Source organism: Nocardioides sp. S5-5 (assembly GCF_054954065.1).
This window is the reverse complement of sequence record NZ_CP199913.1, coordinates 54599-72986: the sequence shown is the minus strand read 5'-3', so window position 1 is coordinate 72986 and position 18388 is coordinate 54599. Positions and strand designations below refer to the sequence as shown.

Here is an 18388-nt window from a genome sequence, read left to right as displayed (position 1 = left end):
CAATGGAGGCAGACCAACTCGAGACTTTGGTCGCACGGCTCCGCCGTCAAGCGACCGACGATGCCGATTGCGAGGTCAAGGCCTGCGGCGGCGGACTCGGAGCGAACGTCTGGGACACCGTCAGTTCCTTCGCCAACACTCACGGCGGCTACCTGCTGCTCGGGCTGGACGAGTCGGTGGGATTCACTCCCACCGAGGGCTTCGACCTGGAGCGCGTACGGGACCAGTTCGTCGACGGAATCGGGGATGGTGGCAGTGGAGGCCGGCTGGCGATGCCGCCGGCATATGCGATGGAACGCCACTTCGTCGATGACGGATCGGTGCTGCTCATCCGGATCGCCGAGAACGACTTGGGCACCAAGCCCTGCTACGTCAAGGCGAAGGGTGTCCAGGGCGGGAGCTACAAGCGGGTCGACGACAAGGACATCAAGTTGTCGCCGACCGAGATCTTCGAGATGCAACGGACTCTTGTCCCCCAGGAATCCGATCGCTCACCGATCCCGGAGGCCGACGTCACCGACCTCGATCCCGTCCTGATCGACAAGCTCCTAGATCTGAAGAGAGAGTCCAAGGCACTGCGCGGCGCGGCCGATCGGACTGTTCAACTCGCTCGACTGAACGCCACGACCAAGGACGGCGTCGTCAGGCTCGCGGGCTTGGTCGTTGCGGGGATCTATCCGCAGCAGTTCCTCCCGCGGCTCCTGATCGACGTGACTGTCCACCCAGCCAACGAGAAGTCGATGCCGGGAGCCAAGGTCCGCTTCGTCGATCGACTTGCCTGCGAAGGGCCGCTTCCCGAGGCGATCGACCAGGCAGTGCAGGCTGTGGCTCGCAACTTGCGCACCTACTCCGTCGTGGACGGCGTCGCGCGCGAGGAACATCTCGAGATTCCGCGCGAGGTCTTGCGCGAGGCGATCGCCAACGCGGTGGTGCATCGCGAGTACCACGAGCTGTTCCGCGGGCAGCCGGTCACGGTCGATGTCTACCCCGACCGAGTCATCGTCACCAGCCCGGGTGGTCTGTGGGGCGGGAAGACCCTGGAGAACCTGGACGACGGCACGTCGAGGTGCCGCAACCAGACACTGATGCAGCTTCTTCAAAGCGTGCCGTTTCCAAGCGGAGCCGGTCTGACGGTCGAAGGGCAGGGCGGCGGGGTCAAGCTGATGATCCACGAGATGGAGGCGCACGCCCTCGACCGGCCACGCTTCAGTGCGACCGCTGACCAGGTCTCCGTCGAGTTCCGGCGACACGGCGCCGAGATCCCCGCACTGAGGAGTTGGCTTCGCGACCTCACCGACCACCCACTCACCTGGCGCGAGGACGCCGCGCTCCTGATGGCCAGACGCGAAGGTACCGTTTCCGCCTCCCGACTCCGTGCCGATCTCCGCATCGACTCCGACGACGCCCGAGACCTCCTGACAGAACTGGTGAACGCAGGCCTTCTCCGCGAGATCGGTGGCGAGGAGTACGAGCTCTGGAGCCTTGAGCCGGGTCTACGCCCTTCGGAGCGCGACGTCGTCAACGCCTTGAACGAGTTCAATCCGCTGGACGTCAACGAGTTGTCGGCGCTGCTCGGGAAGACGCCAGGTTCGCTTCGCCCGATCCTGAGACGGCTGGTGGCCATGGGTCGGGTGACCGCGACCGCCCCCGCGACAAGCCGCCATCGGCGATACCTACGAGCGTCGTCGTCCTGAGCAGCTGGATCCGAGGAAGCGCATCTCGCTCTCCAGAACGAGCAGCGAGCATGCGATGCAACGTGTGAGCCATGGGCGACGAGGTGCTCCTCGACGGCTGGTGCAACAAACCAATCGCCCTGGGCCCGACGCGGCGAACCCGTCATTGCGAACGAGCGGACCGAGCACCGGGGTCGCCCTCGGGATCAGCTCGGGCAGACCGTGAACGGCAGGTGACCCTGGCGGGTGAGCCGGGCCGCGGCGGCGGGGTCGTCGAGGACATAGCCGAGCCGGCCGCTGGCGGGGTCGGCGACGCCGCGGCTCATCACCAGGCCGAACTCGGGGTCGGTCGGCGGCATCACGTCGGCCAGCCGGACCCGGTCGAAGGCGTCGCTGCGCTTCGCGCCGAGCTGGGCGGTGACCAGCTCGGTGCCGAGCGCCACCGACCAGGCGTCGAGCTGGTCGAGCCCGTGCAGGGCGGCGGCCGGCGCCGCGGCGAGCTGCTGCTCCATGCCGGCGCCGAAGACCTGGTCGAAGGGGGTGCAGCCGCGCTCGACGTACGTCGAGACCGCCTCGCTGCCCGTGAGCGCGACGAGCGCGGGGTCGGCGCCCCAGGAGTCGGCGACGGCGGGCGGGGCGGCGGAGGTGACCAGGTGGCGCTGGTCGTCGACGACCGCGCCGGCCAGCCGGCCGACGCCGGCCTCGACGGCCCGGTGGACGGCAGGCATCGGCACCTTGTCGTGGAACGCCAGCACCCAGCCTTCGGCTCCGTCGGCGCCGGTCCAGCTCGCCTCCCACGCGACGTCGTCCTGGCTGATCCCGAACTGGTTGCGCAGCCGCTGGTCGACCGGTCGCAGCAGGCCCTCGGACAGTGCGGCGGTGCGCGGGAGACGACGCCAGAACCTCTCCCGCTCCGGCGCGGGCGTGGTGCCGTCGAGCGTCGAGAAGCCCAGCACCAGGCGGAGCTGGTCGAAGTCGGTGACCGCCAGCGTGGTCGCGGCGGACGGCACCAGGGTCAGCACCGCGGCGGACGGCTCCTTCGAGGCGTCGTACTCGGTGACCACCGCCTCCGGCGTCGGCACCACCTGGTGGACCGGCTCGGGGTCGCCGCTGCACGCCGTCAGGAGGAGGGCACCGGCCAGCACGGCACCCAGACTCCCCACACGACTCACGCGCCGAATCTTGCCATGAGGCGGGGTAGGCGGTCCGACCTTCGCTACGGGCGACTCACAGCGACACGGCGAGCCGACCGAAGGCCGAGCGGTGGAAGATCAGCGGGGCTCCGGCGTCCGGCTGCTCGACCGCGTGGATCCGCAGCAGCACGATGACGTGGTCGCCTGCCTCCACCTCCCGGTAGATCGAGGTGTCGAACCAGGCCACCCCGTCGTCGATCACCAGTCCGCCGTCGTCGGACGCCGAGACGCCGACGCCGGCGAAGCGCTGGTCGGGCTCGCCCGCCAGCTGCCGGGCGAGAGTGCCGTGGTGCTCGGCCAGGACGGTGACGCCCAGGCGGGGCGAGCGGCGCAGGTCCGGCCAGGTCTTCGATCCCGCCGCGATCGAGAAGGAGACCAGCGGCGGGTCGAGCGACTCCGAGCGGAACGACGAGGCAGCCAGCCCCACCGGCAGGCCGTCGACCACCGCCGCGACGGCGACCACGCCGGTGGGATGGACGCCGAAGGCCTTGCGGAGCCGGGAGGGGTCGAGGTCCTGGTTCGTCGGGAAGATGCTCATGGGGCCCGCTGGATCGATGACTGCATGACACATGAACATACCGTAAGACGAGTAAGTTACTGGAGATATAGTCCAATGCATGACACCACCGCCTGAGAGCGACCACGAGTACGGCGCCCGCATCCACCGACTGTTCGGCGCCCCGCCCGCCCCCTGGGTCCGGGAGACCGACACCGACCACGACGTCCTGGTCGTCGGCGGCGGCCAGGCCGGCCTGGCCATCGGCTTCGCGCTGCGGCGGGCCGGGATCGCCGCCACGTCGGTGATCGACGCCGCCGCGCCGGGCGGCGCCGGGGTGTGGACCACCATCGCCCGGATGCGGCGACTGCGGACCCCCAAGGCCTGGCCGGAGCCGGAGTTCGGCTTCCCCGAGCTGAGCTTCCGCAGCTGGTACGAGCGCCGCCACGGCGTCGCAGCGTACGACGAGCTGGAGCGGATCCCCCGCCTGGAGTGGGCGGAGTACCTCACCTGGGTCGAGGGCATCGTCCGCGTCCCGGTCCGGCACCGGACCCGCCTGGTCGGGCTCACCGGCCACCCCACGCACGTCGCCGCGGAGCTCGAGCTCACCGCCGAGGACGGCACCACCCGCCGGGTCACCGAGACCACCCGCAAGCTGGTGTTCGCCAACGGCGTCGCCGGCACCGGCGGGCCCCAGGTCCCGCACGCCCTGGCCGACCTGCCACGTTCGCTGTGGGCGCACACCGGCGACGACATCGACTTCGCCGCCCTGCGCGGTCGCCGGGTCGCCGTCGTCGGCGCCGGCGCCTCCGCGCTCGACGCGGCCGGCACCGCGCTGGAGGCCGGCGCGGCCGAGGTCCACCTGTTCACCCGCCGTCCCGAGCTGATCGTCCAGGGCGGCGGCTTCCCGCCGCCCAACCTCGGCGGCCGGGAGAACTTCCACCGCCGCAGCGACGCCGACCGGTGGCAGCTCAAGGTCGCCACCGCCCGCGCCGGACGCAGCTGCACGCTCGAGTCGGTCCAGCGTGCCGCGGCACACGACGGCTTCCGGGTGCATCTGTCCGCCGGCTGGGCCGCCGCGGCTCCCGAGGGCGCGGGCCTACGCGTGGAGGCGGCCGACGGCACGCACCACTTCGACTTCGCGATCGCCGGCACCGGCTACCAGTACGACCCGGCCACCAGCCCCGACCTCGGCCCGATCGCCGACCGGATCGCGCTGTGGGAGGACCGCTACCAGCCCCCGGCCGAGCTGGCCGATCCCGCGCTCGGCCGGTGGCCCTACCTCGGCACGGGCTACGAGCTGGAGGAGAGGCACCCCGGCGAGGCGCCGTGGCTGGGCCGGATCCACGTGTTCTCGGCCGCCGCCGCCATGAGCTTCGGACTGCCCGTCGGCGACGTCGCCAGCCTGTCGACCGGCGTGCCCCGGCTCGTCGACGCGCTCGGTCGCGACCTGTTCTTCGAGGATCTGGCCCTGCCCGCCCCCGCATCGACGGCCTCGGCCGCGCCCGACCCCGGCCACCGCGCGGCCTACGCCCACGCGGTGTGGAGCCCGCAGGACGACAACCAGGACCGGGCGGTGCCGGTCACCTGAGCGCGCGAGAAGGCGGAGCCGGGCGAGGATCACCCGCCCGGCTCCGCCGTCAGCCGGTCAGCCGGTCAGCCGACCAGCCGCTCCGACCCACGCGCCTGCGCGGGGAAGGGCAGCCCGAGCCGCTCGCGCAGCGTGCTGCCGACCTCGCCGGGGACGAACAGTCCCCGCTCGACCAGCAGCGGTACGACGAGCCGGGCGAACCTCTCGAAGTCGACCGAGGTGTCGGCGTACATGATGGTGAAGCCGTCGGCCGCGCCCGCGGCGTACCAGGCAGCGAGGTCGTCGGCGATCTGCTCGGGGGTGCCGGCCAGCAGCCGGTGTCCACCGCCGGCCACCCCGGCGGTGCGCCGGACCAGCTCGCGCGGCGTCAGCGGACCGTCCTTGAGCATGCCGCGGGTGCTGACCTGGAAGCCGGCCGAGCCGGCCTCACCGACCGGCACCTCGGGCAGGTCGGCCAGGGAGATCGGGGTGTCCAGGTCCCGATCCCCCAGGCCGAGCAGCGCCAGCGTGGTGCGGGCGATCTGCTCCTCCGGCACCGTGGCGTAGAGCTCCTCGAAGCGCGCCGCGGTGTCGTCCTCGTCGGTGCCGACGAGGACGATCACGCCCAGCGACACCTTGACGTCGTCGGCGCGCCGGCCGGCGGCGACCGCCCGCGCCCGGATGTCGTCGCGGAAGGCGACCGCCTTGTCCTGGGTCTGGGCCACCGTGAAGATCACGTCCGCCAGCTCCGCGCCGAGCCGGAGACCGCCCTCGGAGCCGCCGGCCTGGCAGACCACCGGACGGCCCTGCGGTCCGGCCGGCGTCGGCAGCGGGCCGCGCACGGTGAAGAACTCGCCGCGGTGCTCGATCGGGTGGATCCGGTCGGTGTCGGCGTACCGCCCGGCCTCCTTGTCGGCGAGGATCGCCCCCGGCTCCCAGCCGTCCCACAGCCCCTGCACCACCTGCAGGAACTCGTAGGCGCGGCGGTAGCGGGTCTCCTTGTCGGGGTTCTCGGCGTACCCGAAGTTCGCCGAGGCGCCGCCCGCGAAGGTGGTCACCAGGTTCACCGCGGCCCGGCCCCGGGTGACGATGTCGAGCGCCTGGAACCGCCGCGCGAGGTTGTACGGCGAGTTGTAGGTCGTCGAGCTGGTGATCAGCACCCCGACCCGCTCGGTGATCGCGGCCAGGTTGCCCAGCAGCACCAGCGGGTCGATCCCGTTGGCCGGGTGGGACGCGATCTCCGGGGAGAGCGCCGGGGCGTCGCCCAGGAAGATCGCGTCCAGGCCCACCTCGTCCGCGACCCTGGCCAGTCCCTGGAAGTAGTCGATCGACAGGTGGTCGCCAGGGTCGTTGTGCGGCAGGCGCCAGGCGGCTCGGAAGTGGCCGGGCGTCATCAGGGACGCGACGAGGTGGAGGGTCATCGCAGGACGACTCCGGTGCCGTGGACTCCGTACTCCTCGATGACGGCCAGCTCCTCGGCGGTGAACTCCGGCCCCTGGGCCGCCTGCACGTTGTGGTCGAGCTGCTCGGTCGAGCTGGCACCGATCAGGGCGGAGGTGACGGCGGGGTTGCGCAGCACCCACTGCAGCGCGAGCTGGGCCAGCGACTGGCCGCGGGCCTCGGCGAGCTTGACCAGCTCCGCCGTGCGCTGACGGTAGGTCTCGTCGATCAGGGACTTGTCGAGGAACTCGGAGTTCTCGGCGCGGGCGCCCTCGGGGATCGACTCGAGGTACTTGTTGGTGAGCAGGCCCTGAGCGAGCGGCGAGTACACGATCAGCCCGAAGCCCTCGTCGAGGGCGAGCTGGGCCAGGCCGTTCTGGTCGATGCTGCGGTCGAAGATCGAGTAGCGCGGCTGGTGGATCAGCAGCGGGACGCCCTCGGCCTTCAGCAGCGCGGCGATCGCGGCGGCGCGGTCGGTCTTGTAGTTGGAGATGCCGACGTAGAGCGCCTTGCCGGAGCGGACGGCGGTGGCGAGCGCCGACGCGGTCTCCTCCAGCGGCGTCGTCTCGTCGGGGGTGTGGTGGTAGAAGATGTCGACGTAGTCGGTGCCGAGGTCGCGCAGGCTCCAGTCCAGCGAGGTCAGCAGGTTCTTGCGGCTGCCCCCCTTGAGGTAGGGGCTCGGGCCCATCACGCCGCCGGCCTTGGTCGAGAGCACCAGCTCGTCGCGGTAGGCGCCGAGCTCCTTGCGCAGCACCCGGCCGAAGGTCTGCTCCGCGCCGCGGTGCGGTGGGCCGTAGCGGTTGGCGTTGTCGAAGTGGGTGATGCCCAGGTCGAAGGCGTGCAGGATGATGTCGCGCTGCTTGTCGAAGGCGTAGTCGGCGCCGAACTTCTGCCACAGGCCGAAGGAGAAGGCCGGCAGGTCCAGCCCGGAGCGGCCGGTACGCCGGTAGGGAACCTGCTCGTAGCGGTTCTCGGCCGCCTGGTGGACGCGGTGGTAGTGGGGGAAGGTCTGCTCGCTCATGTCTCGTCTCTCGCTGGTGGTTTCGGTCGGGGGTCAGTGCCGGTTGGCCGCGGGCGGGCCCACGACGGCGTGGCTGCGGCGCAGGGCCGCGGGCTGCAGGGACGGCGTGTGCTGGCCGGTGTCGCGCTCGAGGAACTGGGTGCCCGGGTCGACGATCTCGTCGATGCGGTCCAAGATCGCGTCGTCGAGCTGCACGGTGGCCGCCTTGAGGTAGGCCTCGAAGTGGTCCGGCGTGCGCGGGCCGATGATGACCGAGCTGATCGCCGGGTGGTTGAGGGCGAAGGCGACGGCCAGGTCGATCAGGCTCAGCCCGTTCTCCTCGGCCAGCGTGGCCAGGGCGTCGGCGGCGCGCAGCTTGCGCTCGTTGCGCTCCAGGCCGATGTCGAAGCGGCCCGGGATCAGGTCGGCCCGCTGGGAGACCGGCTGCTCCACGCCGATCCGGTACTTGCCCGAGAGCCAGCCCGCGGCGAGCGGTCCGTAGGAGATCACGCCGACGCCGTACTTCTCGACGACGGGGAACACCTCGCGCTCGACGCCGCGCACCAGGATGGAGTACGGCAGCTGCTCGGTGTGCGGCGCGATCAGGCCGTGCTTCTCGGCGAGCCAGTGCGCCTCGACCAGCTGGTGGGCCGGGAAGGTGGAGGTGCCGTAGTAGCGGATCTTGCCCGCGCGGACCAGGCCGTCGAGGGTCACCAGGGTCTCGAGGAGATCGGTGTGCGGGTCGGGTCGGTGAGCCTGGTAGAGGTCGAGGTAGTCGGTGCCCAGGCGACGCAGGCTGTCCTCGACGGCTTGGGTGATCCAGCGCCGGCTGTTGCCGGCGTGCTGCGGGTTGTCGCCGATCTGGCCGTGGAACTTGGTCGCGAGGAAGAGGTCCTCGCGCGGCACCGACGCGCTCGCCAGCGCCTTGCCGACGATCTCCTCGGACCGGCCGCTGCCGTAGGCGTCGGCCGTGTCGATCACGGTGATCCCCGCGTCGACGGCGGCGTGGATGATCTCGATGCTCTCGGGCTCCTCGGCCCAGCGGCCGAAGTTCATGGTGCCCAGGGTCAGCGGACTGATCCGGACTCCGGTGCGCCCGAGTCGTCTGGTCAGCTCGAGGGACATGGGTTTCCTTTCGTACGGCGCCGACTCGGTCGCGACGCCTGGATGGGGAGGGTCAGAACAGTCCGGTGGTCGGCGGCTCCTCGCCGACCAGCAGCCAGCCGCCGGTCACGCCGGCCTTCCAGCTGCGGGGGTTGTGGTTGGCCACGGTGCGCGCGTTGCGCCAGTGGCGGTCCAGCGCGTGGTCGCGGTCGGTGGCCGAGCCGCCGCCGACGTCGAAGAGCAGCTCGGCCGCGCGCAGGGCGGACTCGATCGCGACGTACTGCGCCTGCGCGACGGTCACCGACGCCTCGGCGCCGCGTTCGCGCACCTCGTCGTCGCCGGCCGCCGGCACCGCGCCGAGCACCTCGGCCGCGAGCAGCACCACCGCGCGGGCCGCGTTGGCCCGGGCCGCGATCTCGCCGACCACGTGACGCACGTACGGGTCGTCGACGGCGGTCTCGGCGGTGGAGTGCTTGATCGGGCGGGCCACCTCGCGCGCGAACCGGACCGCGTCGTCCAGGGCGGCCGCGGCGATGCCGGCCTCGACGGCGGCCAGGTAGAGCTGGGCCAGCGAGCCCTGCCAGGGGTTGCGCGGCGGGGTGTCCTTGGCGAGGCTCCACTCGTCGTCCTCGACCGGTACGGCGTGCAGCCGGGTGGTCCCGGACGCGGTCAGCCGCTGTCCGACGGCGTCGAAGTCGTCGACCACCTCGACGCCGTCCCGGTCGACGGGCACCGAGAACCGGACCAGCCGGCCCTGCTCGTCGACGGCGGTGCCGCCGAACCAGGTCGCGTACTGGCTCCCGGTCGAGTAGTACTTCTCGCCGTCGACGACCCGGACCCCGTCGGCCCGCGTGCGCAGCGTGGTCGCGACGCCGCCGGCCGCCCCACCGCGCTCGTTGGCGGTGCCGGCGAACAGGTGTCCGGCGCGCAGGCGCTGGAGGGTGCGCTCGCGCTGCGGCGCGGCCGGGTCGGAGACGACCGTCCACGACGTCAGGAAGCTGGAGCGCAACGACTGCGCCACGCTGGAGTCGGCGCGCGCGATGTCGATCACCAGGTCGGCGAGATCGCGCAGGTCGCCGCCGGCGCCGCCGTCCTCGCGTTTCACGGCGATCAGGGTGATCCGGGCATCGGCGAGTCGGCGGACCAGCGTGTGGGGATAGTCCCGAGTCCCCTCGCGCTCGCGCGAGGTCGCGGACAGCTCGGCCAGCACCGGTGCGACCGCGGCCCGGATCGAGGCCGGGGTGAGCACGGTGTCGGTGGGCAGCGCGCTCACCGGGGTCCCCGCGAAGTCGTGCGGCGGAGGAGCGAAGCGGGGGAGACGCAGAGCTTCGTGGGGTGGTTCATGCGACGTCCGCCCGGGCGAGACGGTCGGCCACCGGGGTCAGGCCGAGCGCGGCGCGCAGGGTGTCGCCGCCGCGGGACCCCAGTCGACCGGCGAGGTCGACCAGCGCGAGCGGGTCGTCACCGGCGAGGTCGAAGCCGTCGAGACCGTCGGCCGCCGCCCAGCTCTCGAGCTCGGCGAGCACCGCGATCGGGGTCGCGAGGTCGGCGCGGTCGAGCCGGACCCGGCCGAGCAGCGCGACGTCCTCGCGCGAGCGACCGACGGCGGCCAGTGCGTCGGCGAGGGCCGCGGCGTACCCGGCGGCACGCTCCCGGTCGACGACGACCACGTCGGCGAGCGGCGCGAGCGTGCGGAGGTCGACGGCGTCGGTGTCGACCACGACCTGCACCGGGCGCCCCTGGACCGACGACGGTCCGTCCAGCGGGCCGCGGACCCGGTAGTAGCGCCCGTGGTGCGCGATCGGACGGATCAGCTCGTCACGGGCGAAGACCTCGGCGTCCTGGTCGCCCACCAGCGCCTCGGCGGGGAAGCTCTCCCAGAGCCGGGCGAGCACGTCGGCGTACTCCGCCCAGCGCTCGACCGGATCCGCGGCCGCGGGATCGGGCGCGACCGCCTCGCTCACCTCGTCGCCGGCGCCGGGGCGCAGGGCGAGGCCGACCCGGCCGCCGACCGCGCGGTCCAGGGACAGGATCCGCCGGGCCGCGTTGTACGGCGCGTTGCGGGTCGTCGGCACGTCGACGACATAGCCGAGCGCGGTCGTCGTACCGGCGAGGAAGCCGGCCACGACGGACGGGTCGAGCACGGCGCCGTCGGCGAGCTCGTCGACCAGGCGCAGCGCGGTGACGCCGGCCGCCTCGGCGGCGACGGCGATCCGGGCGGCCTCGGCGACCGTGGGGACGCTGCCGGGCGTGGCGCCCACGGCGAGCTCCACGAGCACGGCGCGCGGGGGGATGGTGGTCATCGGGTGTCGTCCTCCTGGATCCGGGTCAGCGGGCGGCTTCGAGCGGGGCGCGGTCGGCCACGGGGCGCGGCGCGGGCGGGAGTCCGAGGCCGAGGTGGTGGCGCAGCGTGGAGCCGGTGTACTCGCGGCGGAACAGGCCGCGGCGCTGCAGCTCGGGCACCACGTGCTCGACGAACTGGTCGAAGCCCGAGGGCAGCACGTCGGGCATCACGTTGAACCCGTCGGCCGCGCCGGTGCGGAACCACAGCTCGATGTCGTCGGCGATCTGCTCGGGCGTGCCGACCACGATCCGGTGGCCACCGCCGCCGCTGAGCTTGCGCAGCAGCTGGCGCAGGGTCGGGTTCTCCCGGTCGATGATGCCGCGCACCACCCGGTAGAAGGTCTGCGAGCCGCCCGCCTCGTCGGGGTCGGACAGCAGCTCGGGCGGGATCGGCCGGTCGTCGTCGAGGCCGTCCAGTGAGAAGCCGAGCTGACCGGCCAGCCGGCCGCGCGCGTAGGCGTCGGGCAGGATGTCGTCGAGCAGCGTGCGACGCTCGCGGGCCTCGGCCTCGGTGCTGCCGATGACGGTGGAGATGCCCGGCAGCACCACGATCTCGCCGGGGTCGCGACCGAAGTCCGCGGCGCCGGCGCGCAGCTCGGCACGGAACTCCCGGGCCTTGGCGACGTCCTGCTCGGCGGAGAAGATCACCTCGCCGACGCGGGAGGCCAGCCGCTTGCCGTCGCTGGACCCGCCGGCCTGGACCACGACCGGCCGGCCCTGCGGCGAGGGGCGCTCGGCGACGTCCCAGGTCGCGACGACCTGCTCGACGAACTCGGCGGCGCGGCGGTAGCGCAGCGCGTGGTCCGGCTCGCCCTCGCGGCCGAAGTTCGCGGCGGCCACCGGACCGGCGGTGGTGACGACGTTCCAGCCGACCCGGCCGCCGGTGACGACGTCGAGGTCGCCGAAGCGGCGGGCCAGCTCGCGCGGGTCGTTGTACGACGACGACAGGGTCGCGATCAGCCCGATCCGCTCGGTCCGCGCGGCGATCCGCGCGAGCACGGTCGTCGGCTCGAGGTTGTTGTTGGGGCGGTGCCGGATCTGCGGGTCGAGCACCGGCCCGTCGGCCAGGAACACCGCGTCCAGGCAGGCTTCCTCGGCGCGGCGCGCGATGTCGGTGTAGTGCTCGATCCCGTAGCTGGCGGTGCCGTCGGTGCCGGGCAGTCGCCACGAGCCCCCGAACACGCCCGCGTTGAGGATGTTGACGTTCAGGTGCAGCTGCGGCCCGTCGGTCATGCGCTTGTCCCCTTACTCCCCTGCGTCGGTCTGGATCAGCACCCCTGTCCAGATACTGTAGTAGTTCGATTGAGTTTAGTTGCTTGACTAAGATAGCGTCCACATCGTGGTCACCGGGGTCCCACCCGCAGCCGGCGTCGTCGCGAGCGTCGCGGCCCGCAGCCGGCACTCGCTTGCTGGTGGGACCTCCTGAATCCCAGGAGTTGAGAGATGACGCCCCCCGAACTGGTGGCGACCCCGGCCGCCGAGGCCGTGGACACAGCCGACGGCCATCCCTTCGTGCAGCGCGTGCGGGAGTACGCCGAGCGCGTGCTCGCCCCGACGGCGCTGGCCACCGAGGTCGGCGGGGTCACCCCCGAGCGGATCGCGGAGCTGCGCGAGCTCGGGTTGCTCAACCACCTCGCGCCCCGCGAGTTCGGCGGGCGCGAGCTGGACCGCGCCACCGACCGGCGGCTGCACGAGATCCTCGCCGGCGGCTGCTTCAACACCTGGCTCGTCTGGGCGCAGCATGCTCCCCTGGCCGCCCGGATCGCGACCGTCCGCGCCGCCGGCCACCCGCTGCCCGACCTCGCGCTGCGGATCCTGCGCGGCGAGCTGCTGCTGGGCGCGGCGGTGAGCGACGTACGCCGCTATCCCACGAGCGCGATCCTCGCCCACGAGGTCGAGGGCGGCTGGGTGTTCAGCGGCACCATCTCCTGGGTCAGCGGCTGGGGCCTGAACTCCGCCATCACCGTCGCCGCCGTCCACCCCGCCGCCGGCTCGCAGCCGGACCGGGTGGTCACCGCCCTGGTCGAGGTCGGCGACCGGCTGCACGCCACCCCGCTGCAGCTCAGCGCGGTCGAGGGCAGCCGCACCGAGCGGGTGGTGCTCGACCAGGTGTTCGTGCCGGAGGGCCACGTGCTCGGCGTCCAGACGCTCGAGCGGTGGCGCCACGAGGACCTCGGCACCGCCAGCGACGCCCGCGCCCACCACTTCGGCCTGGCCCGCCGCGTCCTCGACGAGCTCGACCGCGCCGAGCACCCCCTGGCCCGCGAGGTCGCCGCCGTATGGCGCCCCCGGATCGAGGAGATCCGGGCCCGCGCCTACGAGCTGTCGGACGAGGCCGTGCGGGCCGGCGGCGGGGCGCACCGGATCCAGGAGCGGCTCGACACCAAGGTCGCCAGCGGCGACGCGCTGTCGGTCGTGACCCGGGCCCTGCTCGTCGCCCGCTCCGGGCGCGGCCTGGCCGGCACCGACACCGCCCAGCTGCACGCCCGCTCCGTGCTCTTCATCCTCGTCCAGGGCCAGACCCCGGACGTCCGCGCCGCCCAACTCACCAGTCTCGCCCGCTGACTCCCGGAGGAAGATCATGACCGCCGAGTACCTGTGGTACATCCCCAACCAGACCGAGCCCGGCCACCGCGGCGACGACCACATCGCGCCGGACCACAACAGCCTGGACACCCTCACCGAGCAGGCCCGCGCCCTCGAGGACCACGGCTGGAAGGGCGCGTTGATCGGGACGACGTGGGGTCGCCCCGACACCTTCACCGTCGCCACCGCGCTCGCCGCGCGCACCACGACCTTCGAGCCGCTGATCGCCGTCCGCCCGGGCTACTGGCGCCCCGCGAACTTCGCGGCGTCGGTCGCGACCCTCGACCACCTCACCGGTGGCCGGGTCCGGGTCAACATCGTCTCGGGCAAGGACAGCCTGGCGGCGTACGGCGACGCGGACGCCGAGCAGGCCGACCGCTACGCGCGCACGACCGAGTTCATCCAGCTGATCCGCCGGCTGTGGACCGAGGAGAACGTCACCTTCCACGGCGAGCACTTCTCGGTGACCGACTCGACGGTCGCGCCGCGGATCACGCCGCGCGAGGGCCGCCCGCACCCCACCATCTACTTCGGCGGCGCCTCCGAGGCCGCCGAGCGCACCGCCGCCGCGGAGGCCGACGTCCAGCTGTTCTGGGGCGAGCCGCTCGACGGCGTACGCGAGCGGATCGAGCGGCTGCGGGCGCTCGAGCACGAGGTGGGGCGCCGGCACGCGCCGCTGCAGTTCGGCCTGCGGATCACCACCTTCGTCCGCGACACCACCGACCAGGCCTGGGCGGACGCCGAGGCGAAGGTCGCCCAGATGGCCGCGCAGCAGGGCGCCGTCACCCAGGACGCGCACCGCCGCGCCGCCGTCGGCCAGCAGCGGCTGCTCGACCTGGCCGGGCGCGGCGAGGTCCTCGACGACAACCTCTACACGACGCCGGGCAAGGTCGGCGGCGGCGGCGCGGCCACCACCTGGCTGGTCGGCTCGCCGCAGGACGTCGCCAAGTCGCTGCGCCGCTACGCCGACCTCGGCGTCACCCACTTCGTGCTGTCGGACACGCCGTACCTCGACGAGATCAAGCGCCAGGGCGACCAGCTGCTCCCGCTGCTGCGCGGATGAGCCCAGCGCCCCCGACCAGCACCCGGCTGGTCATCGCCTTCATCGTCACCAACACCATCGGCTACGGCGCGCTGATCCAGTCCTTCACCGTGCTCCTCGTGCCGATGTCCGCCGACCTCGGCGCCTCCCGCACGGCCGTGGCCGGCGCGGCGACGCTCTCGACCCTGGTCGGCGCCTTCACCGCGGTCCCGATCGGCCGGATGCTCGACCGGTACGGCGGCCGGCTGATCATGACCCTCGGCACCGTCGTCGGCGTGGCCGGCGTCGGGCTGTGGGCCACCGCCCACTCCCTGCCCCACCTCTACCTCGCCTTCGTGCTGATCGGCTTCTCGCTGGCCGCGTCGACCTACGAGTCGGCCTTCGCGGTGCTGGTCGTGGCCACCGACGAGAAGCGCAGGGACACCGCGATCGTCGTGGTCACCATGATCACCGGCTTCGCGACCAGCTTCTTCTACCCGCTGACCGGGTGGCTCGACACCCAGATCGGCTGGCGGCCGTCGCTGCTGGTGCTGGGCGCCGTGCTGGCCCTCACCGCGATCCCGCTGCACGCGTTCGTCGTACCCAGCCGGGCGATGCATTCCGCGCTGCTCGCCGACCGGGCCGGCGTCCGGCTCGGCGAGGCACTGCGCAACAGCCGGTTCTGGCTGCTGCTGGTGGCGTTCGTGCTGCAGGGCGGGGCGAACGCGGCGTTCCTGCTGCTGATGGTGACCTACTTCCGCGACGTCGGCTTCTCGGCCGGCACCGCGGCCAGTCTGCCGTTGGCGGTCGGCACCCTGCAGCTCACCTCGCGGCTGGCACTGGCCCCGCTGGCGGCCCGGTTCGGGATGACCCGGGTGACCGCGGTGTCCTTCGGCGTCCAGGGCGTCGGCATGCTCATCTTGCCGCTGGTGGGGACCTCGATCCCGCTCACCTTGATGTGCATCGCGTTCTTCGGGCTGGGCTACGGCATCAGCGTCGTCGCCCGGCCCTCGATCGTCGCCGACATCTTCGGGGTGACCACGTTCGCGAGCATCCTGTCGGTGATGACCGTGCCGATGGCCGTGTCCCGCGCGGGCGCGCCGCTGGTCGCGACCTGGCTCTCGGACTGGCGGTTCCTGGTCGTGATGGGCACCGCCTGCGTGCTGGCGGCCCTCGCCCTGGTCCCGCTGATCGGGGCCCGCCGGGCCGCGCCCGACGCGCACTCACTGGACGCGGTGCCCGAGCCCGCCTGCTCCTGAGAAGCAGGCGGCCTCGGGGACCGGCTCAGGAGGCCTTGCCGGCCGTGTCCTCGCTGGAGACCGACGCCGGCGGGGTGCCGTTGAGCACGTAGTCGCCGAGCTGGCGCTCGCGGTAGATGATCGGATTGTGGCTGGCCACAGTACGCAGGTTGCGCCAGTGCCGGTCCAGGTGGTGCTTGCGGTCCAGCGCCGAGGAGCCGCCGACCTCGAAGATCTCCGAGGCGGTCGCGATGGCCAGGTCGAAGACCACGCTCTGGGCGCGGTACGCCGCCAGCTCCGCGGCCAGCTCCAGCGCGACCACTGCGTCCTCAGCCTCCGGCACCCGGTCGCCCGGGGCCGCCGTACGGAAGGCGAAACGGGCGTCCTGGGCCCGGTCCAGCGCGGCGGCGGCCTCCAGCACGATCGAGCGCAGCGCGTGGGCGACCGCGTCCGCCTTGCCGATCACCTGCTGCACCAGCGGGTCCTGGGCGGCGACCGTGGCGCTGGCGTGCGGGTAGGTGCGCTGCCGGGCGCGGACGAACGCGGCGACGTCGTCGACGGCGCGGCGCACGATCCCGGCAGCCGTGGCCAGGTGGGTCAGCTGGAGATGCGCGAGCCGGGTGCCACTGCCCCCGACCGGCGGGAAGATCCACTCCTCCCCGTCCACCGGGGCGTCGGTGAAGATCGTCGTACCACTGGCGCTGGCGCGCTGGCCGAAGCCGGCCCAGTCGTCGATCCGCTCGACCCCGGGCGCGTCCGCGCGGACGACGACGCTGAGCAGGTCGCCGTTCTCCTCGGCGGCCGAGACGGTGAGGTAGTCGGCGTACAGTGCGCCGCTGCTGTAGTACTTGGTGCCGTTGAGCAGCAGTGCGCCGTCACGGCGGGTCAGCGTCGTCGACGGCTTGCGGAACTCGCCGGTGCGCTCGCTGACCGCGGTGCCGACGACGGCGCCGCCGGCGATCCGCTCGAGCCACGCCTGTGAGCGGGCCTCGTCGCGGGTCTGCCAGTGGTCCTCGGTGGTGCGGAAGTGGATCCGCAGCGCGTGCGGGAGGTTCGACTCCGCGGCCGCGAGCTCGATGGTGAGCAGGAAGTGCTGGCGCAGGCTGGCGCCGTCGCCGCCGCACTCCGTCGGCACCCGCAGCGCGGTGTAGCCGGCCTCCTTGAGCCAGCCCGCCTCCTCGAGCGCGAGGCGGTCGTTCTCCTCGCGCTCGATCGAGGTGGCGCGGATCTTGTCGAAGACCGGCTGGTACTTCTCGAGCAGCTCAGTGTCCGTGAGCGACATGCGGTTCCTCCGTGGTCGTGGGTTGGGTGATCGGGGACGTGCGGGGGTCCGGCAGCCCGAGACGCTCGCGCATGGTGCGGCCGGAGTCGGCGTAGCTGCGCGGGAAGGCGCCGTCCGCCTGCAGCAGCGGCACCACCTCGTCGACGAAGCGCTCGAGGTCCTCGGGCAGCACCGGGAAGTGGGCGACATAGCCGTCGACGACGCCGTCGGCCCACCAGTCGATCAGGGCGTCGGCGACCTGGCGGGGGGTGCCGACGAGCAGCCGGTGGCCGCCCGGCTCGCCGTACCGGCGCACCACCTGGCGCGGCGTGAGGCCCTCGGCCGCGACCAGCTCCTGGAGCGCCCGGCTGAACCCGATCGGCTTGTTCTGGTCGGGGTCCGGCTCGAGCCAGGCCGGGTCGAGCGGCGCGTCGTAGTCGACGCGTGTCGGCAGGCCGGGCTGGGACCAGTCGCGCTGGGACGCCAGGAAGTGCTCGATCAGCTGGTCCTCGTCGGCCGCGCCGAAGCAGGCCTCGTGCCGCCGCCGCGCGTCGGCCTCGGTGTCGCCGAGGATGATGTTGACGCCGGGGACGACGCGGACGTCGGCGGGATCACGGCCCACCGCGCGCACGCGAGACTCCAGGTCGGCGCGGAACCGGACGGCGAGCTCCTTGCTCAGCGTCGCGGCGTAGACCATCTCGGCGTGCGCCGCCGCGAAGTCGAGTCCCGGGCCCGAGGCGCCGGCCTGCGACAGCACCGGTCGTCCCTGAGGACCGGCCGGGACGTTGAGCGGTCCGGCGACGTGGAAGAACTCGCCGTCGTGGTCGATCGGGTTGCCGGTCCCCTCCTCCCACAGCAGCCCGTCCGCGCCGGGCGCCTCGGGCAGCCGCCAGCTGTCCCAGAGCTGCTCGAGGACGTCGACGAACTCGTCGGCGCGACGGTACCGCTCGGCTCGGGGCAGCAGGGCGGCGTTGCCGAAGTTGGCGGCGACGGCCGGGTTGAAGTTGGTGACCAGGTTGAGGATCGTGCGCCCGCCGGAGATCAGCTCCAGGGTGGCGATGCGCCGGGCCAGGTTGTACGGCGAGTTGTACGACGTCGACGCGGTGAGCACGAACCCGATGTCGGGCACCGCCGCGGCGATCGCCGAGAAGGACGCGATCGGGTCGAGCACCTGCCCGGCGCCCCGCTCACGGTGCCCGGTGTGGGCCGGCATGTCGGAGACGAAGACCGCGTCCAGGATCCCGCGGCGCGCGACCTCGGCGGCGTGGCGGTAGTGCTCCCACTCGGCGAACCGGTACGGGCGGGTGCCGGGCCAGGTGGCGGCGTGTGGCGAGGTGCCGGCGCCGGTGATCGAGGCGGCGAGCACCAGGTGCCGGGTGGAAGGCAGAGCCATGGCTCAAATACTAGTTACCTTGTTGATTTAAGTGTGTTTTCGTCTCCTCATGTGGACTAATTAGATTCAC

The 18388-nt window shown here is 72.7% G+C and carries 15 protein-coding genes; 5 read left to right on the top strand and 10 right to left on the bottom strand.

Annotation, left to right across the window (positions count from 1 at the left end; genetic code table 11):
• Nucleotides 1–2: 2 nt before the first annotated feature.
• Nucleotides 3–1694: an ATP-binding protein gene (locus tag ACUP6Y_RS00295; RefSeq protein WP_462553605.1), complete on the top strand. Its 1692-nt coding sequence runs from the start codon at nucleotides 3–5 to the stop codon at nucleotides 1692–1694.
• A 185-nt stretch (nucleotides 1695–1879) separates the two neighbouring features.
• Here ACUP6Y_RS00295 and ACUP6Y_RS00290 read toward each other — a convergent pair whose 3' ends face one another.
• Together ACUP6Y_RS00290 and ACUP6Y_RS00285 are read right to left on the bottom strand one after the other, a co-directional pair.
• Complete coding sequence (locus ACUP6Y_RS00290; protein ID WP_462553604.1) at nucleotides 1880–2845, bottom strand: hypothetical protein; 966 nt, start codon at nucleotides 2843–2845, stop codon at nucleotides 1880–1882.
• A 55-nt stretch (nucleotides 2846–2900) separates the two neighbouring features.
• Nucleotides 2901–3404, bottom strand: coding sequence for a flavin reductase family protein (locus ACUP6Y_RS00285; protein WP_462553602.1), 504 nt, complete (start codon nucleotides 3402–3404; stop codon nucleotides 2901–2903).
• A gap of 79 nt (nucleotides 3405–3483) precedes the next feature.
• Between ACUP6Y_RS00285 and ACUP6Y_RS00280 the strand changes: the two genes are divergently transcribed.
• Nucleotides 3484–4953, top strand: a complete 1470-nt coding sequence (locus ACUP6Y_RS00280) for a SidA/IucD/PvdA family monooxygenase (protein ID WP_462553601.1) — start codon at nucleotides 3484–3486, stop codon at nucleotides 4951–4953.
• A gap of 65 nt (nucleotides 4954–5018) precedes the next feature.
• Here the strand turns inward: ACUP6Y_RS00280 and ACUP6Y_RS00275 are convergent, their stop codons facing one another.
• From ACUP6Y_RS00275 to ACUP6Y_RS00250, 6 genes are all read right to left on the bottom strand, one after another.
• Nucleotides 5019–6353, bottom strand: coding sequence for an NtaA/DmoA family FMN-dependent monooxygenase (locus ACUP6Y_RS00275; RefSeq protein WP_462553599.1), 1335 nt, complete (start codon nucleotides 6351–6353; stop codon nucleotides 5019–5021).
• Entirely contained in the window at nucleotides 6350–7393 is a 1044-nt protein-coding gene (locus ACUP6Y_RS00270; protein WP_462553598.1) for an aldo/keto reductase, read from the bottom strand. The genes ACUP6Y_RS00275 and ACUP6Y_RS00270 overlap by 4 nt, the downstream gene beginning before the upstream one ends.
• A gap of 33 nt (nucleotides 7394–7426) precedes the next feature.
• A complete protein-coding gene (locus tag ACUP6Y_RS00265; protein WP_462553597.1) occupies nucleotides 7427–8497 on the bottom strand; it encodes an aldo/keto reductase in 1071 nt (356 codons plus the stop codon).
• A gap of 52 nt (nucleotides 8498–8549) precedes the next feature.
• Nucleotides 8550–9749, bottom strand: coding sequence for an acyl-CoA dehydrogenase family protein (locus tag ACUP6Y_RS00260; protein WP_462553596.1), 1200 nt, complete (start codon nucleotides 9747–9749; stop codon nucleotides 8550–8552).
• A gap of 67 nt (nucleotides 9750–9816) precedes the next feature.
• Nucleotides 9817–10779, bottom strand: coding sequence for an LLM class flavin-dependent oxidoreductase (locus ACUP6Y_RS00255; protein WP_462553595.1), 963 nt, complete (start codon nucleotides 10777–10779; stop codon nucleotides 9817–9819).
• Between the two features lie 25 nt (nucleotides 10780–10804).
• The gene (locus ACUP6Y_RS00250; protein WP_462553594.1) at nucleotides 10805–12052 is read right to left on the bottom strand and encodes an LLM class flavin-dependent oxidoreductase; all 1248 of its coding nucleotides are present in this window, start codon (nucleotides 12050–12052) and stop codon (nucleotides 10805–10807) included.
• Nucleotides 12053–12262: 210 nt separating this feature from the next.
• Between ACUP6Y_RS00250 and ACUP6Y_RS00245 the strand changes: the two genes are divergently transcribed.
• From ACUP6Y_RS00245 to ACUP6Y_RS00235, 3 genes are read left to right on the top strand one after another with little or no spacing between them, the layout of a single operon-like run.
• Entirely contained in the window at nucleotides 12263–13384 is a 1122-nt protein-coding gene (locus tag ACUP6Y_RS00245) for an acyl-CoA dehydrogenase family protein (RefSeq protein ID WP_462553593.1), read from the top strand.
• A gap of 16 nt (nucleotides 13385–13400) precedes the next feature.
• Nucleotides 13401–14468, top strand: coding sequence for an LLM class flavin-dependent oxidoreductase (locus ACUP6Y_RS00240; protein WP_462553591.1), 1068 nt, complete (start codon nucleotides 13401–13403; stop codon nucleotides 14466–14468).
• The gene (locus ACUP6Y_RS00235; RefSeq protein WP_462553590.1) at nucleotides 14465–15685 is read left to right on the top strand and encodes an MFS transporter; all 1221 of its coding nucleotides are present in this window, start codon (nucleotides 14465–14467) and stop codon (nucleotides 15683–15685) included. The genes ACUP6Y_RS00240 and ACUP6Y_RS00235 overlap by 4 nt, the downstream gene beginning before the upstream one ends.
• 25 nt (nucleotides 15686–15710) lie before the next feature.
• Here ACUP6Y_RS00235 and ACUP6Y_RS00230 read toward each other — a convergent pair whose 3' ends face one another.
• Nucleotides 15711–16946, bottom strand: coding sequence for an acyl-CoA dehydrogenase family protein (locus ACUP6Y_RS00230; protein WP_462553589.1), 1236 nt, complete (start codon nucleotides 16944–16946; stop codon nucleotides 15711–15713).
• Nucleotides 16927–18318 carry an NtaA/DmoA family FMN-dependent monooxygenase gene (locus ACUP6Y_RS00225; RefSeq protein WP_462553588.1) on the bottom strand — a complete coding sequence of 464 codons (1392 nt, stop codon included), beginning with the start codon at nucleotides 18316–18318 and terminating at the stop codon, nucleotides 16927–16929. The genes ACUP6Y_RS00230 and ACUP6Y_RS00225 overlap by 20 nt, the downstream gene beginning before the upstream one ends.
• Nucleotides 18319–18388: the final 70 nt, after the last annotated feature.

Excerpts from the sequence above, each read along its gene's own strand:
- ACUP6Y_RS00295 (WP_462553605.1), top strand. The coding sequence starts at position 3 with ATGGAGGCAGACCAACTCGAGACTTTGGTCGCACGGCTCCGCCGTCAA.
- ACUP6Y_RS00285 (WP_462553602.1), bottom strand. The coding sequence starts at position 3,404 with ATGAGCATCTTCCCGACGAACCAGGACCTCGACCCCTCCCGGCTCCGC.
- ACUP6Y_RS00280 (WP_462553601.1), top strand. The coding sequence starts at position 3,484 with ATGACACCACCGCCTGAGAGCGACCACGAGTACGGCGCCCGCATCCAC.
- ACUP6Y_RS00275 (WP_462553599.1), bottom strand. The coding sequence starts at position 6,353 with ATGACCCTCCACCTCGTCGCGTCCCTGATGACGCCCGGCCACTTCCGA.
- ACUP6Y_RS00270 (WP_462553598.1), bottom strand. The coding sequence starts at position 7,393 with ATGAGCGAGCAGACCTTCCCCCACTACCACCGCGTCCACCAGGCGGCC.
- ACUP6Y_RS00265 (WP_462553597.1), bottom strand. The coding sequence starts at position 8,497 with ATGTCCCTCGAGCTGACCAGACGACTCGGGCGCACCGGAGTCCGGATC.
- ACUP6Y_RS00255 (WP_462553595.1), bottom strand. The coding sequence starts at position 10,779 with ATGACCACCATCCCCCCGCGCGCCGTGCTCGTGGAGCTCGCCGTGGGC.
- ACUP6Y_RS00250 (WP_462553594.1), bottom strand. The coding sequence starts at position 12,052 with ATGACCGACGGGCCGCAGCTGCACCTGAACGTCAACATCCTCAACGCG.
- ACUP6Y_RS00245 (WP_462553593.1), top strand. The coding sequence starts at position 12,263 with ATGACGCCCCCCGAACTGGTGGCGACCCCGGCCGCCGAGGCCGTGGAC.
- ACUP6Y_RS00240 (WP_462553591.1), top strand. The coding sequence starts at position 13,401 with ATGACCGCCGAGTACCTGTGGTACATCCCCAACCAGACCGAGCCCGGC.
- ACUP6Y_RS00235 (WP_462553590.1), top strand. The coding sequence starts at position 14,465 with ATGAGCCCAGCGCCCCCGACCAGCACCCGGCTGGTCATCGCCTTCATC.
- ACUP6Y_RS00230 (WP_462553589.1), bottom strand. The coding sequence starts at position 16,946 with ATGTCGCTCACGGACACTGAGCTGCTCGAGAAGTACCAGCCGGTCTTC.
- ACUP6Y_RS00225 (WP_462553588.1), bottom strand. The coding sequence starts at position 18,318 with ATGGCTCTGCCTTCCACCCGGCACCTGGTGCTCGCCGCCTCGATCACC.